Annotated in this window: 13 protein-coding genes; 4 read left to right on the top strand and 9 right to left on the bottom strand. The window is 44.6% G+C overall.

Features of this window, described 5'->3' with window-relative positions:
• Positions 1 to 10 precede the first annotated feature (10 nt).
• The 3 genes from metF to metB all read right to left on the bottom strand — a co-directional run bounded on the left by metF (position 11) and on the right by metB (position 4,691).
• Positions 11 to 895, bottom strand: a complete 885-nt coding sequence (gene metF / locus C9I43_RS00825; protein WP_076499157.1) for a methylenetetrahydrofolate reductase — start codon at positions 893 to 895, stop codon at positions 11 to 13.
• A 227-nt stretch (positions 896 to 1,122) separates the two neighbouring features.
• A complete protein-coding gene (locus C9I43_RS00820) occupies positions 1,123 to 3,516 on the bottom strand; it encodes a bifunctional aspartate kinase/homoserine dehydrogenase II (RefSeq protein ID WP_107881495.1) in 2,394 nt (797 codons plus the stop codon).
• 11 nt (positions 3,517 to 3,527) lie between these two features.
• Positions 3,528 to 4,691: a cystathionine gamma-synthase gene (metB, locus tag C9I43_RS00815; protein WP_107881493.1), complete on the bottom strand. Its 1,164-nt coding sequence runs from the start codon at positions 4,689 to 4,691 to the stop codon at positions 3,528 to 3,530.
• 211 nt (positions 4,692 to 4,902) lie between these two features.
• Between metB and metJ the strand changes: the two genes are divergently transcribed.
• On the top strand, positions 4,903 to 5,217 hold the full coding sequence (metJ, locus tag C9I43_RS00810; RefSeq protein ID WP_076499165.1) for a met regulon transcriptional regulator MetJ: 315 nt from the start codon (positions 4,903 to 4,905) through the stop codon (positions 5,215 to 5,217).
• A gap of 126 nt (positions 5,218 to 5,343) precedes the next feature.
• The gene (locus C9I43_RS00805; protein ID WP_107881491.1) at positions 5,344 to 6,084 is read left to right on the top strand and encodes a sulfite exporter TauE/SafE family protein; all 741 of its coding nucleotides are present in this window, start codon (positions 5,344 to 5,346) and stop codon (positions 6,082 to 6,084) included.
• 105 nt (positions 6,085 to 6,189) lie between these two features.
• On the opposite strand, the gene nrfD is transcribed toward C9I43_RS00805, so the two are convergent.
• From nrfD to C9I43_RS00785, 4 genes are all read right to left on the bottom strand, one after another.
• Complete coding sequence (gene nrfD / locus C9I43_RS00800) at positions 6,190 to 7,137, bottom strand: NrfD/PsrC family molybdoenzyme membrane anchor subunit (protein WP_107881489.1); 948 nt, start codon at positions 7,135 to 7,137, stop codon at positions 6,190 to 6,192.
• Entirely contained in the window at positions 7,134 to 7,706 is a 573-nt protein-coding gene (locus C9I43_RS00795; RefSeq protein ID WP_076499170.1) for a 4Fe-4S dicluster domain-containing protein, read from the bottom strand. Before C9I43_RS00795 ends, nrfD begins: the two co-directional genes overlap by 4 nt.
• A gap of 12 nt (positions 7,707 to 7,718) precedes the next feature.
• A complete protein-coding gene (gene phsA, locus C9I43_RS00790) occupies positions 7,719 to 10,001 on the bottom strand; it encodes a thiosulfate reductase PhsA (RefSeq protein WP_107881487.1) in 2,283 nt (760 codons plus the stop codon).
• A gap of 563 nt (positions 10,002 to 10,564) precedes the next feature.
• Positions 10,565 to 11,182, bottom strand: a complete 618-nt coding sequence (locus C9I43_RS00785) for a pentapeptide repeat-containing protein (RefSeq protein WP_076499176.1) — start codon at positions 11,180 to 11,182, stop codon at positions 10,565 to 10,567.
• Positions 11,183 to 11,386: 204 nt separating this feature from the next.
• On the opposite strand from C9I43_RS00785, the gene C9I43_RS00780 reads away from it, so the two are divergent.
• Together C9I43_RS00780 and C9I43_RS00775 are read left to right on the top strand one after the other, a co-directional pair.
• Complete coding sequence (locus C9I43_RS00780; protein ID WP_107881485.1) at positions 11,387 to 11,773, top strand: hypothetical protein; 387 nt, start codon at positions 11,387 to 11,389, stop codon at positions 11,771 to 11,773.
• Positions 11,760 to 12,863 carry a phosphoribosylaminoimidazolesuccinocarboxamide synthase gene (locus C9I43_RS00775; RefSeq protein ID WP_076499181.1) on the top strand — a complete coding sequence of 368 codons (1,104 nt, stop codon included), beginning with the start codon at positions 11,760 to 11,762 and terminating at the stop codon, positions 12,861 to 12,863. Before C9I43_RS00780 ends, C9I43_RS00775 begins: the two co-directional genes overlap by 14 nt.
• A 99-nt stretch (positions 12,864 to 12,962) precedes the next feature.
• On the opposite strand, the gene C9I43_RS18855 is transcribed toward C9I43_RS00775, so the two are convergent.
• Entirely contained in the window at positions 12,963 to 13,103 is a 141-nt protein-coding gene (locus C9I43_RS18855; RefSeq protein ID WP_159436983.1) for a hypothetical protein, read from the bottom strand.
• Positions 13,104 to 13,211: 108 nt separating this feature from the next.
• Entirely contained in the window at positions 13,212 to 15,050 is a 1,839-nt protein-coding gene (locus C9I43_RS00770) for a cytidine/deoxycytidylate deaminase family protein (RefSeq protein ID WP_107881483.1), read from the bottom strand.
• Between the last annotated feature and the right edge of the window lie 779 nt (positions 15,051 to 15,829).

Below are 15,829 nucleotides of genomic sequence, written 5' to 3'. Positions count from 1 at the left end.
CTATAGCAAACTACACTCGCACACCTAAGGTATGGCAAATCGCATAGGTCAATTCAGCGCGATTTAACGTATAAAAATGGAAGTCTTTCACGCCTTCACGTGACAATACCTTAACCATATCAATCGCCACGTTTGCACCGACTAATTGACGCGTACCCGCATCGTTTTCTAGCCCTTCAAACTGTTTATGTAGCCAACCTGGTAGTGACACATTGGTCATACCCGCAAAACGTTTCAGCTGAGTAAAGTTGGTCACTGGTAAAATGCCCGGCACGATTTCAACATCAATCCCCGCTGCAACGCAACGGTCACGAAAACGCAGGTAAGATTCCACATCGAAGAAAAACTGAGTAATGGCGCGGCTAGCACCCGCATCAATCTTACGTTTAAGGTTAATTAAATCTGCCTGTGCATTATTTGCATCGGGATGTACTTCAGGATATGCGGCGACAGAAATATCAAAGTCGGCCACTGAGCGCAGCAAACGTACTAAATCAGCTGCAAAACGGGTGGGTTTTGCGCTACCAGCAGGTAAGTCTCCCCGTAGCGCCACTATGTCACGCACGCCCGATTTCCAGTAATGCTTAGCCAGTTCTAATAGCTCTTCATCGCTGGCATCGACTAAAGTCAGATGCGGCGCAGCAACGAGGTTGGTTTCCTGCTGAATACGTTCAATCACGCTGTGGGTACGATCGCGCACACCAGAGTTAGCGCCATAAGTGACTGACACAAACTTAGGCTTGAGTGGCTCTAAACGGCGGATTGAGTTCCATAAAATTTGTTCCATTTCGGGGGTCGATGGCGGAAAAAACTCAAAAGAAACATTAATATCGCCATTAAGCTCTGACAAGCTTTGGTTTAGCGACTGTGAATGTTGTGCGTGATGAAAAGCCATGTGTATTTCCTCAACCGCCCTTGGCGCTACTCTTTGCTAATATGAATTAGTTTAAATAGACGTTTAGACGTCTACATGTCCATATACTAGAGAAACTAAGATGTAAGTCAAGTCAAAAAATGCCCACTTCGCGTATTTTATTAGCTGCGATGCAGTAATTTATTTTAGCCAATAAAAAAGGACTCGAATGAGTCCTTCAATAAGTAAGCTGCTTCGATCACACTCGGCTATTCCTGTAGCAGATCGCGACAGATCTGTGTCAGATCAGACTGCACTGCCGCCGCGGTCACTTCGCGTCCTGCACCCGGTCCACGGATGATCAGCGGGTTACCTTGGTAGAAGGCACTGCGGATCACAAACACGTTATCACCTGGGGTTAAGTTAGCGTAGGGATGATGGACATCAATCCACTGCAAGCCGACTTCGGCTTTTAACTCCGGGCCGCTATTATCTAAAGATGCCACATATCTGAGCACCTTATTTTGCTCCGCCGCTGCGCCATATTGCTGCAGTAAATCGTTATCTAACTCGCCAATACGAGCCATAAATTGATCTAAGGGAATATCGGCCAAATCGGCTGGTACGAGTGAGCGCAGTTCAATATCCTCGAGCTCGATTTCAAGGCCAATCTCACGGGCTAAGATAAGCAGTTTACGCTGCATATCGCGACCTGAAAGATCGTCGCGCGGATCGGGCTCAGTAATACCTAAGCCTCTGGCTTCAACCACTAATTCAGAAAATGGCTTACTGGTGTCGTATTTCTCAAATAACCAACACAAGGTGCCAGAAAAAATCCCGCCCACGGCCTCAACGCTATCACCGCTGTTACGCAAATCATTCAGCGCATGTTGAATCGGCAAACCTGCGCCGCAGCTGGCGTTATAGCGCCAAAATAAACGACGGTTACCTAACTGCTGCTTTAACTCACGGTAAAAAGGCAGTGGGCCTGATCCTGCGAGTTTATTAGCACTGACCACATGAATACCGCGCTCGAATAGCTCAGGGTATTGCAAGGTTAAACTGGCGCTGGCACTGATATCTAAGGCCACCAGCTCATCACATTTAACCTGTTCTAACTGCTCGAACAAATGCTCGTACTGCCAAGGCGTTGCCTCAGTATTAAACTCACTCTGCCACGCCGCAAGATTAATCCCTGCGGGCTTTATTAGGGCTTTACTCGAACTGACTAAGCCGACTAGCTCAACGCTAGCTTCAAGTTCATGGTCAAGTGATACTGAAACCGACTTAAATAAATCAACCCATGCTTCACCGATATTGCCTACACCCAGCAATAAAACGCCAATGCGCTTACGCGGGCCTGCACAGCGGCGATGCACCTTTTGCGTTAACAGATTGACCTGCGACTGTGGTACCAAAGTCACCAGACTTAAGTCACCGCTAAACAAAGGTTTAGCGTCACGGCTCAGTAAGCGAGCAAAACTGCGACGATAATGCTCAGCATCAGCACTGACTAATGCCACTAGGCCGAGATCTGTGTTGATCTGCTGATCGCTGATCCCTAATGCTTGCTCTTGAGCGTCGAGTAATATTTGAACTTGTTTTTGATTTTCAGCGGTATAGGCCAGCTCAACTCTTTGATGGGCAGACGTCCAATGGGCTAATGGTGTTAAACCCGCTGCGATCAACGAATCTAATAGGCTTGTTAATTCGCCCGTGAGCTTAAAGCCGAACAGCACGACTGCATTGAGGTTCGTCACCACAGGCGCGCTCGCTGACGAACTGTGGGGAGCAATCAAGGTAAAGTCAGTGTGCGATGCATAACTTGAGCGCACCGCTAAACTCACTTCGGTATTAAACAGCGGCTGCAAAGTGCGGCAATGCAATACCGGTGAGCCTAAACGCGCTAGACGGTCGGCTTCAGCAAGAGACATGCTTTTCAGTAATTTGGCATCGTTGATTTTATTCGGGTCAGCATTGAACACCCCTTCTACATCAGTCCAAATGGTTACCCGCTCAATATCGGCAAGGCTGGCAATTAAGCTAGCACTAAAATCTGAGCCGTTACGGCCAAGTAATAGCGTATCACCACGCTCGTTGGCGCAGATAAACCCTGTGATAACCAGTCGCTCATTTGGGTGCGTTGCCAATAACGCTTGTACTTTAGCACGGGATTCTTGCAGCCGAATTTGCGGTACTGCGGCTTCATCGGCAATTAAAATGGAACAGGCATCCACATGGCTTGCGGCCACACCAGATTCGCGCAGCAGCGCCGCCATCAAACGAGCCGACCAACGCTCGCCAAAACTGACCACGTAATTCACTTGGTATTCGTTATGCTGTTCAAGTGATAACAAAGTCACTAATTGCGATCTATCGGTACTTAAACGCTCGCGTAAATCGCGGGCCTGCTCACTGGATAACAGTTGTTCAATCAAACCTTGTTGGTAGCTAATTAAGACCTGTAATTCTTCTTGCCATAATTGCCCAGCATCACGCAGCGATAGTAATTTATACAGGAAATTGGTGCTTTTACCCGCAGCAGATACCACCACTAAATCATCACTATGACCGTGGGTTAATAGAATATGGGCGACTCGGCGATAACAATCGGCATCCGCTAAACTGGAGCCACCAAATTTGTGTAAGTGACAACGTGCCATCTAGTATTCCTCTACTGACAAGCCGCAGCTGCGGCAAGTCCTGCTTGAATATCTGCAACTAAATCGGCGGCATCTTCAATCCCCACCGACAGACGCAATAGGGTCTCTTTTATGCCCGCTTCAAAACGCGCCTGCGGCTCCATTGCTCTATGGGTCATAGTTGCAGGCACTGCCACTAAACTTTCAACGCCACCTAGGCTTTCTGCCACGCTAAATAACCTGAGCGCACCTAAAAAAGCTACGACTTCGGCCTCGCCGCCCTTGAGCTCAAAACTCAGCATAGCGCCAAAGCCTTTTTGCTGCTTAGCGGCAACGGCATGACCGGGATGATCCGCAAGACCAGGATAATAGACTTTGCTCACCACAGGGCTTTGGGTTAACACGGCTACAATACGCTGGGCATTGGCTTGATGCTCACGAATACGTACCGCTAAAGTACGCAGACCGCGCAGGGTTAAGTAACTGTCAAAAGCCGACCCAGTTAAGCCTAGCGTGTTCGACCACCAATGTAAGTTTTCGCCGATTTGTGCATCTTTGGCGATCACAGCGCCACCAACCACATCACTGTGACCATTGATATATTTAGTGGTGGAGTGGATAACAATATCCGCGCCTAACAATAGGGGTTGTTGCAATATCGGCGATAAAAAAGTGTTATCGACCACCACCAGCGCACCAATCTCATGGCTCACTTTAGCAATGGCCTCAATATCGACCACGCGCAATAATGGGTTCGATGGGGTTTCGAGCCACACCATTTTTGGTTTTTGTGCTATCGCAATCGCTAACGCTTGGCTGTCGGTTTGGTCAACCACAATTAGCTTAAATTGGCCTTTCTTTGCTAAGTTGATAAATAAACGGTAAGAGCCGCCGTAGCAATCGTGGGGCACAACTAATAAGTCATCAGGCCCAAGTAAGGTAGTGACTAAAGTGATGGCCGCCATGCCCGTGCAAGTCACTATGCCAGTGGCCCCCTTTTCTAATTGCGCTAACGCATCGCCTAAAATGCAGCGAGTAGGATTGCCTGAACGACTGTAATCAAATTCGCGGGGATTTTTATGACCATCAAAGGCGTAATTAGTCGACAAATAAATCGGTGGCACTACTGCGCCATATTGGGTATCAGTTTCGATACCCTGACGCACTGCCAGTGTGGCTAATTGATGCTCTGCCATGGATGGGCTCCTAAATTCGGTAGACAGATAGAGATGTCTGGACGTCTAAATGTACCTAAGCCCAGCGCTATCGTCAATAGGAGTTAAGACGTTTAGACGTCTAAACATAAAGAAATCTATTTGCATCATAAAGAAATAGTCGCAATAATTTGACTGTTGTTGGTAAGAGTTTAAAATCTGCCCCGAATTTAGCGTTATAACAGGTGAGTCAATGACTGAATGGAATGGGGAATACATCAGCCCCTATGCTGAACATGGCAAGAAGAATGAACAAGTAAAAAAAATTACTGTGTCTATTCCGCTCAAAGTGCTTAAGGTCCTTACGGACGAACGAACTCGTCGTCAGGTCAATAATTTGCGTCACGCCACCAACAGCGAGTTGTTGTGTGAAGCATTTTTGCACGCCTATACTGGCCAGCCATTGCCGAATGATGAAGATCTGTCAAAAGACAGTCCTGATAGTATTCCTTCTGAAGCCAAGTTGTTGATGGATCAAATGGGAATCGAGTGGGAAGATATGGAATAGCGATTCATCGCATCAAATATCACAGTGCTCATCAATAGGGATCGTTAACGATCCCTTTTTGTTTATATCCAAATACCCTCAACACACAATGCACATTTTGAGATTGTTTGAGTATTAGGAATACTTATGTTTTCAATGATTGACCCGCAAACACTCGCCTTAGCCTCGCTAGCTGTGTTTCTTGGTGCTTTAACTCAGAGCCTGATTGGATTTGGTCTTGCGGTTGTCGCCAGTCCACTACTGTATATTATCAATCCACAGCTTGTACCTGGTCCCGTGATTGCAATGGGGTTCACAATCTCCCTACTGACCTTAATGCGCGAGCGTGGCCACTTAGAATTCAATGGCTTGCAATATGCTCTTATCGGCCGAGTGCCTGGTGGTTTTATCGGCGCAAGCCTGTTGTTGTTTGCGCCACAATCCATATTAGGTTTATCTATCGCTGCCATTGTGGCCGTAGCGGTTATTCTTAGCCTGTACAAATTTAGCCTACCAGTGAATAAAAAAACGCTTTTCGGTGCGGGGATCGTCTCAGGGATTTTCGGTAATATCGCCGCCATCGGTGGCCCACCGATGGCGATACTGTTAGCAGGTAAAGATGCCTCACAGTTTCGTGCTGCACTATCTGCCTTTTTTATTTTTAGCTCTGCCATTGCCATGGGGATTCTGGCGATTACTGGCTTATTAGAAATAAAGCACCTGTGGTTGTCGTTAATGTTGCTACCTTCGGTGATTTTAGGTTATTTAGTCGCGGGGCGATTAGTGGGCCGAGTCGATAAAGATAAGACTAAAATGGCGACTTTGATTCTTTGCAGTATCAGTGCCTTAGTATTAACGGTGAAATCCGTTATTGAGCTATTAGCCTAATAAGTTGTCCTTTACGGGTAAAATACCTTTGCATTCTGGTAATAGAAAAGCACTGATATTATCAGTGCTTTTCTTTATCTATCAATATCTAAAGCCAGTTCACGCTCAACTTAAATAGCTTTGTCCTGCATATACAATAAAATGTCTTAAGGCGAGCACGCCCGTTAAGCTAGCACACGCCACCATAATCATTGCCCCCTTAGTGTGACGCGTCGCAGCTGGTAACAGCATAAACAGCAGCGGAATACCAAAGCCAATTCCAACAACCCCTACCCAGAACACGCTAGCCCATAAACCAGAACTTAACGATGCCAACGCCGCAGCCGCCGCGCCACCTTTAAAGTACAAGGCGCAAAACAACATGAACAGTAGCAGGATTTCAATCGCCATTACGGGCAACTCTAAACCGTGCATCTTCACTAAGGTTTTATCGTGGCTATCGGTTTTAAACATCACTAACGCCAATAACGCATTGGCCGCCGCTCCCGCCGATAAACCTGATACTAAAAATAGCGCCGGTAATACCGCTGTATTGAGCATTGGATAAGCATTCATCGCCGATATTAAGAAACCAGTGTAAGCGCCAACGCCAATGGCGAGGACAAACAGCAGCACTTCAATCAGTTTTCTAAATGGCATAAGTAACTTAGCGACAGGAGTGAGGAAACCCAAACCCCATTTGGGTAAGTCATCCCGCAGCACTAACACCGCATAGGCGAACGCTAAGGGCGAATAAGCCAGTAGCGCGAGTACACCAATAGCCATCACAGATTGGAAGTTATAGTGAATTAAAATCAGCCAGAAATGGAATGGTTTAGTTAAATCAAACACTAAGCAAGCCAAACCTAAGCTAATTGCTACTGGTCCAATAATGGCAGCCGCTTTGAGAATACCGCTTTCAGCACCAGTGCTGAGTTCATTATTCGCCCAGCGTAAACTAATGCCAATCAATAAACTGCCGGCGGATAACCCCGCCATAAATAAGTAGACGGCAATGACCCAGTGCCAAGTGACGGGATCATATTGCGCCATATCGCCCCAAGTATTGTTCATAATCCAATCCCCCCTCTTTTGGTAGGAACGCGATATACCCTAGGCTTAGTGCCTAAGTGGGTTTTATCTTGATAGGTTATTTTAGTGTTGAGCATGATGGCGACTTCACTGTGTGGATCATTAGCATCGCCAAACACTAAGGCATCGGTTGGACATACCGTTACGCAGGCGGGTTCTTCGCCACGCGCTAAGCGGGTGTCTTTACAGAAGTTGCACTTATCTGCCGCTTTGGTTTCTGGGTTCATAAAGCGTACTTTATAAGGACACGCAGCCACGCAGTACATACAGCCGACACACTTATCGGTGTGGATAGAAATAATACCGTCTTCACCCACATAAGCCGCGCCCGTTGGGCACACCTTTACGCAAGGTGCATCTTCACATTGCTGGCAAGATACTCTGTGGTATTTAAAATGCAGATTAGGCATTTCTCCAAACGGCCCTTCAACACGCACCTGTAGACGGGTTACGCCTTCGGGTACACCATTTTCACTGCGGCACGCCACGTTACAAGCTTGGCAGCCAATGCACTTATTCTCGTCGTGCACCATTACATATCGTTTATTCATTTAAGCCTCCGATTAGCGCTTTGCCAGCGTGACGCCCGTGGTGTGCACTGTCATACCGCACACGGGAGCTGTAACATGGGGAAGTAAATTACCGCAGTGGATACCTTTGCCTGTCGCTCTAACCAACTCTTTGTTTTTAGAACCAAAGCCCATATAAGCAAACACGGTATCTTGGCGAATACCCGGTGTGACTAAGGCATGACCTTCTTCAGTGCCCACACTACTGGTAAGCCGGATTGGGTCGCCATTGCTGATCCCTAACTTGCCCGCTGTAACAGGGTGAACCCATACGGCATTATCCGACATCAAGCTTGCCAACATAGGCACATTGTGGGTTGCGCCATTGGTATGCACCGCCACTTTGCCTTGGATAAAGTACAACTCATCTGCTTTTTTGAGTGTCACTTCGCGAAACTTAATCACCCCGCGCCCCGGCGCCATCGCTTCAACTTTGGCAGAACTCAGTTCAATTTTACCGCTGGGCGTTTTAAAGCTGAGTACGCTGGCGTAAGTACCATCATCGTCCATCGGCCGCGCGCTTGGATAAGCCTTAGTAAAATCAGCCACCATTTTGGCATCGCGTAGCATTAGCGGTTTACCAAAGCTCACAAAACCTTCGTCTTTAATGCGTCGCAGTAGATCTGTATCGCGGTTAACCTGCAGCATTTGCAGTGTCTCCATGTTTTCCCATGGATAAAACTCGCCAAGACCCATCGCCACGCCAATATCCTTAAAAATCTGCCAAGATGGCTTAGTGTCACCTAAGGTTTCAACAACCCGTTGACGCACATAATAAGCAGGGTTTTTACCGGATTTATCGGCAATTTCTTCGTCACGTTCAAGATAGGTCGATTCGGGTAAAATCACGTCGGCATAAGCGGCGGTTTCACTAATATACACATCGCACACCGCCACAAAGTCGAGCTTTTTCAAGGTTTCAACCACCCGAGCTCTGTCGGTCAGCGTCTGCATTGGGTTAGTGCGTGACATCACCCAGCCGTGCAATTGATAAGGCACAGCGCTTAATGTCGCATCGAGAATGGTTTGATACACGCCGCCTGAGGTCCACATCATGGCGTATTGCTCTTCCACCTGATCGATACGCTTAGCTTGGGGTTTAGGCATATCTTTTATGCCGGGTTTACCAAGTACGGGGGCTACATCTTCGCCAGCGAGTTTGTTGTAATCCGCCGGTTTTTGGCCGATATAAATCCCGCCTTTACATTCAAGATTACCAATCAAGACGTTAGCGGCGTACAAAGCGCGGCGCATCTCAAACTCTTCAGTGGTAAAGGTGGCTCTATGGCCAAAATCCACCACGGCATGGGGCGCCTTAGCGGCATATTCGTGGGCAATGCGGCGAATATCTTTAGCTGGCACATCAGAAATCGTTTCAGCCCATTCAGGCGTATAGGCTTTAACCTCAACAGCAAAGGCTTCAAAGCCTTCAACATAGCGTTCAACAAACGCCTTGTTATAAAGGTTATCTTCAATTAATACATGGCATAACGCCAAGGCAACGGCCACATCAGTACCGGGACGAATGGCGTACCACTCATCAGCCTTATCAGCCACAATTGAGAATCTTGGTTCAAACACCACCAGCTTGGCACCTTTGTCCATTTGCGCCGCCATCATGCCGCGGGTTTCGGACATATTGATGCCTTCGTACAGGTTATGGCCGAAGTTAATGATGTATTTTGAATTACTTAAATCGCGCTTAACTTTAGTACCAAAGATGGCCTTAGCGGCAATTTCATAACCACCGGGGCAAGTCGAGGCATGGGTAAAAGTATTGGGGCTACCAAAAGCGGTCGCGAGGTGAAACAAATGCTTTTCTTGTGAGCCAGATTTAGACGAGAACGCCACAGCCTCTGGGCCATGTTGTTTTTTGATTTTATTTAAATTATCCGCAATTAAACGGTAGGCTTCATCCCAACTAATCTCGGCCCATTTACCTTCGCCACGCTCGCCAACCCGTTTTAACGGTTTAACAATACGCTGCGGATCGTACAATAAACTATGGCCTGCGCCGCCACGGGCACACACTTTACCGCCAAAAGCTTTAGCGGCTTTATTACCACTAATAAAAACATTTTTACCCTCAATCACCCGCGCCGAAATCGGGCAACGGGTCGAACACATTTCACAGATACTGGTAATATCTTTGCCCATACCCTTTAGCTGCTTATTCTCTAATGCGGCTAAGCTACCGGGCAGCAAACTGGCTAACGCGCACGTTGCACCGCTTGCCCCCGCTCCCTTTAAAAAGGTCCGCCTATTAAGTCCAATCATAGTTACCTCCATCACACTCATTCCACTCGTATCGCAGATTAGCGATGACGCAATACGCTTCGCTGGCTGATTTTTTACTTTTTTATTTCAATATTTTTATATCTTTGATATTACAAATTTAATCCACTGCGGATTTTCACAGTTATTGTTATTCCAAAAGAGGTAGGCGGATATTGTGGTAAACCACATCAACAAGTTGACTGTGATCTGTCGCAACTAAAATTAAAAAAAAGGCTAAAAATACGTGAATAGGATCAACGGCAGGAAACACAGACTTTCGGGTGGTGACAGAGGAATATTATTAATATCAATAAATTGCTTTATTTTAGATATATTTGAATAAGTAAAACATATTAAAATACATCAAAAAATAACTTAAAAGAGTACAGCTAAGTCGTTAATCGCCTATAGCGCTTTAAGCCAGCACTAGCCAAAAAAAATAAAGCAACAACGACTCAGATAAGGAAAAAACAAGCAAAAAAATACCACCTAGTAAAACTAGGCGGTATTACAAAATCAAACGGCCATTGAAATACATTAACAATACAACGACGAACAGTAGATTAATCCATTAACTCGATATCGAGGCAATTAAGTAGGCGAATCGCTTCGTCGCGGCTAAATTTCGCGCCCTTAATTTTATTGTTAAAAATATCGATATCGTAATGGGAAGCCTCACTAAAATCGGCTTCAAGTAATTGGCTACGACCGAACAGACTATGACTAAAATCCGTGTAGGTGAAATTAGCTTGGTTGAAACTGCCCTCGCGAAAATCCACATCATGGGCCTTGCATTCTTCAATGATGATTTCATCTAATGACAAACCTAAAAAGGAGCAGTCATTCAAGATGCATTGTTTAAAAGAAAATGGCGCAGCAAAGGCTAAACGCGACCATGCGGCGCGGGTCCAATCTATACCAACTAATTTACACTCTTCAAACTCTACCCCACTAAACTGACACTGAGGCACTTTAACTAAACTCAAGTTACAGCGCACAAAGCGGCAATCGATAAACTTACACTTACGAAAAATACTCTCGCTAAAATGACAATCTTGAAAGCAGCAATCTTCAAACTCTATTCCTTGCCACTCCTGTGCTATTTCGGACAAACCATTAAAGTGTTTTGATAAAAAATCATTTCCCTTAAAAGCCGTATTGGGCTCTACAACTGGCGCCATACCAACCTATCCTATTGATATTATTTATTTTAGAGATTAAATCTACAATGGCTTTAAGTGTGACTATCTGCGCGCCAACATACAACTGCTTTATACTATTAAGTCACTTTACCCAATGGAATGTTTAACGATATAGCCTAATTCTCTTGTAAAACGCACACATCCACATAAATAGCCGTGGCAAATTTGGTCAAAAAAGGTAAAATGCTGCCACTTTTTAGCGGCAGTCTAAAACAAGGTTATCTCGGATTAATGGTGAGCATTTTCGAGCAAAATACTACGGCAATCGCCCCCTGCGAACCACGCTCAATGTGGTGCCAACCTTGCTTTGCGTTTATTCTTCCTCAAGCATTATCTCCTGCAGATACCATTCAAATGCCGCTCACTAATAAGATTATTACTGCTGAAAATTTAACATCAAATCCCGCAAACTGGCTGAGCGCTTTACGCCCTAAGCCAAGCGCGAATAATAAAGCGGTTGCAATGAATCAGGCTGTTGCTAACGCCACTGCCCATCTGCAAACCGATACTTATAAAAACCTAATCCCTACACTCTCTACCCTAAGGAATACTCGTCATGAGTCTTGCTGATTCCGTATTAGCCATCAATAACGATTTGCCTATCCGCACCGACAGCCCAGTCCACAGCGGCAAGGTTCGTAGCGTTTACTGGCTCACCGATGCTGACAGTCGCCGCTTAATTACTACTAAGGGTTACAACGTCCCTGAAGATACTCCGCTCGCCATCATGGTGATCAGCGACCGTATCTCGGCCTTCGACTGTATCTTCCACGGTGAAGGCGGCCTCAAAGGTATTCCCGGTAAAGGCGCGGCATTAAACGCGATTTCTAATCATTGGTTTAAACTGTTCGCCGAAAACGGCCTAGCCGACAGCCATATTTTGGATATCCCACACCCGTTCGTATGGATAGTACAAAAAGCCCGTCCAATTAAAGTTGAAGCCATTTGTCGCCAGTACATCACCGGCTCAATGTGGCGCGCTTATTCAAAAGGTGAGCGAGTATTCTGTGGCATTACACTGCCAGAAGGCTTAGAGAAAGATCAAAAGCTACCAGAGCTGTTAATCACCCCATCGACTAAGGGCATTTTAACCGGCATCCCAGGCGTGCCCGCCCAAGATGACGTGAACATCAGCCGAGCCGACATCGAAGCCAATTACCAAGCCTTTGGCTTTGAAAAGCTTGCTGATATTGACCTGTACGAGAAGCTGTTAAAAGACGGCTTTAAGGTAATATCTAAAGCGCTGGCCGACATTGATCAAGTGTTTGTCGACACTAAATTTGAGTTCGGCTATGTCACCGACAAAGACGGTAATTCAAAACTTATCTATATGGATGAAGTCGGTACTCCAGACTCATCACGCATTTGGGACGGCGCCGCCTACCGCGATGGCAAGATTTTAGAAAACTCTAAAGAGGGGTTCCGCCAGTTCCTGCTGAATCATTTCCCCGATCCTGATGTATTGCTAAATAAAGACAGAATGCCAGAGCGTGAAGCCCTCGCTCGTGATAATGACCTGCCATTAGAGGCCATGATGCAAGTGTCACGCACTTACACCGGCGTTGCCGAGAAAGTGACTGGCGCCCCAATCCCACTGCCAGCGAATCCAAAGGCAGATATCATTAAGATACTCAAAGATGAGTATGATCTGATTGTTTAATAGAGAGTTGTAATCAAATCTGAGGTTTTGGGTGGTTTACCCATAGCTGAATAGTAGAAAAGGCGCTTAGGCGCCTTTTTATTTAATTTATTCATTAACTTAACCAATACATCGCTGATAATTAAGCACTGTCATTCCAGTGACACGCCATAAACTCATCCATGAGGGCTCGACGACGGCATCCATGCCGTCAACGGTCACTTCCATGCCAATGCTTAATCCCGCCAACCCATCTAGCAATCTGTATGCCTTTTCACAAGCATACACTTTGTAAATTTAACAATGTGTGGCTCGTTAAACACCAAAGAACTAAATTTAAGACCCAAAAATAGAATATAAGTTTCTTTATTACTTTTCACTACTAATTGTTAGTTGTAATTTCATAATTGTTTCTTTTAGATTTTCATTCTCTGAAGTAAGGATTTCAGCCTCTGTCTTGAGTCTGCGAATTGTTATATCCTTTTTATCAACCCCACCTTTTATGTCCAGTAAGACTTCAAGTTCATCTTTATATGGCATGATAGGTTGATATAATTGATAAAAAGCTCTTCCTAAAGCTCCTCTAAATAATTCAAGCTTAGGAGGGTGAGCACCACACAAAATAATATGAGGAGTTGCAATCCCTGGATATGGGTCTATAAATACAACTTTAGAAATTCCTAATTGATAAGCTTTCTTAGCACAGAGCTCACATGGGCTAGCAGTTGTAAATAAAATACCTCCTTTAACTCCTTGCCCGCCATTCTTAGATATCTGTAAAAAAGCATTTTCTTCCGCATGCAAAGAACGTGTGTGTACTTGATTTTTCTTCTGTTCAACTTGATTCTGAAGGTCTTTAAAACAAAAAGATAGATTACGTCCATCGAGATGACTATATCTACGAATTAAGTTAAATTTTTCATGAAGAACATCTCTAAATTCAATATTATTCTTTTCATATTTACTATAAGCGGCCTCATCGAATCCATTTAATAAATCCTCAGCACTTCTCAATAAGCATGGAACCTGACCTTCTGCCGTATTATTCCACCCAACGGCTTTAACTGAATATCTTTCATCGGTAACAACAGCACCAACTTGACGAGAAATACATCCCGAGTTCTGCTTGACACTATATGCTATCTGCATACAGCTTTCTGTTGATGTTGGCATGACTAAACCAGGATGTAGCATTAAAGCCACATACCAAGCCAACTGAGCCCTTAACTCACTATGCCCAAATTGGTTTTCACGAGGATTATTTATGTGTATATCCGCAAGCTCAATACACTTTTGAATATTCTGAGAAATATATTTATTGTAACCAGACAACTTTTCAGGATACTCTTTACTGTCCAACTCTTTAATTTGACTTGATGTAAACTTATGACTTTCCATTAAATATTTCAAACGATTATCGTTATCAGTATTTACTGACATAAGATAAAATCCAGAATACCTATCTCTAAGATAAACGGCTTCATATGGATTACGAATAGCGTCAACTACTATATTACATGGTTTAGCATTCATACTACATACATATCGAGCTGATTTTATTATCCTATTTATCATAGTTGGGAAAGAAAATATGAAGTTTTGATTAAACTCCTTAATGTTAGCTGCTCCTGAAGACCTAATATTATCTCCTACGACTTGATATATTTTAGTATACCCACCAGATTGTATCCCTAACAATCTGGATTTCAATTCATTCGAAAAGCCTGGCAACCATTTAAAAAACATATCATAACATTCTAACTTACCTGCATTTAAGTTCTCAACTGTATTTACATCCTTCTTAAAATACGAATTAACTCTATCACTAGACTTGATGTATTCACTTTTGAAGTCAGCAAGATGCTCAGAAACCAAACTTAATTCAACACTTAAAATATCACTAACCAACATGCAGAATGACGAGAAATTCAACCTTAATATATAACTCGTTATAATTGTTCTAACTTGAAGCCATTCAAATGGCTTTCTGTTCTTTTCAATATATTTCTTTACAATCCTATATTTCCTCTGCTCATTACCGACAAAATGAGACTGTCCAGGATCGGGTAGATCTAAGCTTTCAGCAGATAGAATTTTGGCAGAAGTTGAACAACCTGAACCAGTTCTGCCAGTCAAACCAATAATGAGAAAGTCACTAATTTCCTCAAAAATTTTATCTATTGCTAATGACTCTTTTTTTCTTGTCATATTTATCCCATATTCAATTTATTAAAAACATTTTTAATAACTGGCTGAAATTAACTTATCAAGAACATTAGAGACTACTGATTAGTTTTTCATCCCTGAATGGTGCACTCTAATTTTGATTCATTCTAGTACACCAAGCATTTCCTAAGTGCTTATACATTATCTTATGCTGAATAGAGCATTCAATATACTATGTCGCATTTTCAACCAAAAAAGTAAAAATAAAATTTAAGCGGCAAAGATGGGACATGCATAACGGTCTTGGAATCACGGCCAACACCGCGGTGTCAGAAGTTCGCCTCCCCTCGGAGTTGCCGCAGGGCATTTGCGTTCGTTGCGTGATCGAGGCATGGTAGTTCTCGAGCCTCCATGCACTTCACGATATTCAGGCATTCTGCCTATCAGATGCCGAGATAGCGTCAGTCGAATCAGGGACGAGCGTCTGATGCGATAGCATAAGAGCGCGCTAATTGCCGAAGGGGCTTTCAACTCCGTTGGGGCGTCATGGCTGATTGTTTATAAATAGGAAGGAGGATAGGACGAGCAGTCCTATCCTCCTTGGTCGACTCTTTATTAAAAATCAGGGGTGAAACCCCACGACTTTGATTCACCTCGGCCGTAAGGCCGTAATGACAGACAAAGAAGAACATCCATAGCTCTCATGGGATTGCGGCCAACACCGCGACGACAGAAGTTCACCTCCCTCGGAGTTGCCGCCAGGGGCTGATATTTATGAAGCGAACCTTCTGGAGGAGAAGCATGGTGTTTAGTACAAAGTG

Origin of the sequence: Shewanella morhuae, assembly GCF_003028295.1 — a bacterium.
Classification (GTDB): domain Bacteria; phylum Pseudomonadota; class Gammaproteobacteria; order Enterobacterales; family Shewanellaceae; genus Shewanella; species Shewanella morhuae.
Note: the sequence above shows the minus strand (reverse complement) of the source record. Positions and strands in the feature narration are given on the sequence as shown.

Coding starts and splice junctions, on each gene's coding strand:
- metB (WP_107881493.1), bottom strand. CDS start 4,691: ATGGCAGAGCATCAATTAGCCACACTGGCAGTGCGTCAGGGTATCGAA.
- phsA (WP_107881487.1), bottom strand. CDS start 10,001: ATGATTGGACTTAATAGGCGGACCTTTTTAAAGGGAGCGGGGGCAAGC.
- C9I43_RS00785 (WP_076499176.1), bottom strand. CDS start 11,182: ATGGCGCCAGTTGTAGAGCCCAATACGGCTTTTAAGGGAAATGATTTT.
- metJ (WP_076499165.1), top strand. CDS start 4,903: ATGACTGAATGGAATGGGGAATACATCAGCCCCTATGCTGAACATGGC.
- C9I43_RS00805 (WP_107881491.1), top strand. CDS start 5,344: ATGTTTTCAATGATTGACCCGCAAACACTCGCCTTAGCCTCGCTAGCT.
- C9I43_RS00795 (WP_076499170.1), bottom strand. CDS start 7,706: ATGAATAAACGATATGTAATGGTGCACGACGAGAATAAGTGCATTGGC.
- C9I43_RS00775 (WP_076499181.1), top strand. CDS start 11,760: ATGAGTCTTGCTGATTCCGTATTAGCCATCAATAACGATTTGCCTATC.
- C9I43_RS00820 (WP_107881495.1), bottom strand. CDS start 3,516: ATGGCACGTTGTCACTTACACAAATTTGGTGGCTCCAGTTTAGCGGAT.
- metF (WP_076499157.1), bottom strand. CDS start 895: ATGGCTTTTCATCACGCACAACATTCACAGTCGCTAAACCAAAGCTTG.
- nrfD (WP_107881489.1), bottom strand. CDS start 7,137: ATGAACAATACTTGGGGCGATATGGCGCAATATGATCCCGTCACTTGG.
- C9I43_RS00780 (WP_107881485.1), top strand. CDS start 11,387: ATGCTGCCACTTTTTAGCGGCAGTCTAAAACAAGGTTATCTCGGATTA.
- C9I43_RS00770 (WP_107881483.1), bottom strand. CDS start 15,050: ATGACAAGAAAAAAAGAGTCATTAGCAATAGATAAAATTTTTGAGGAA.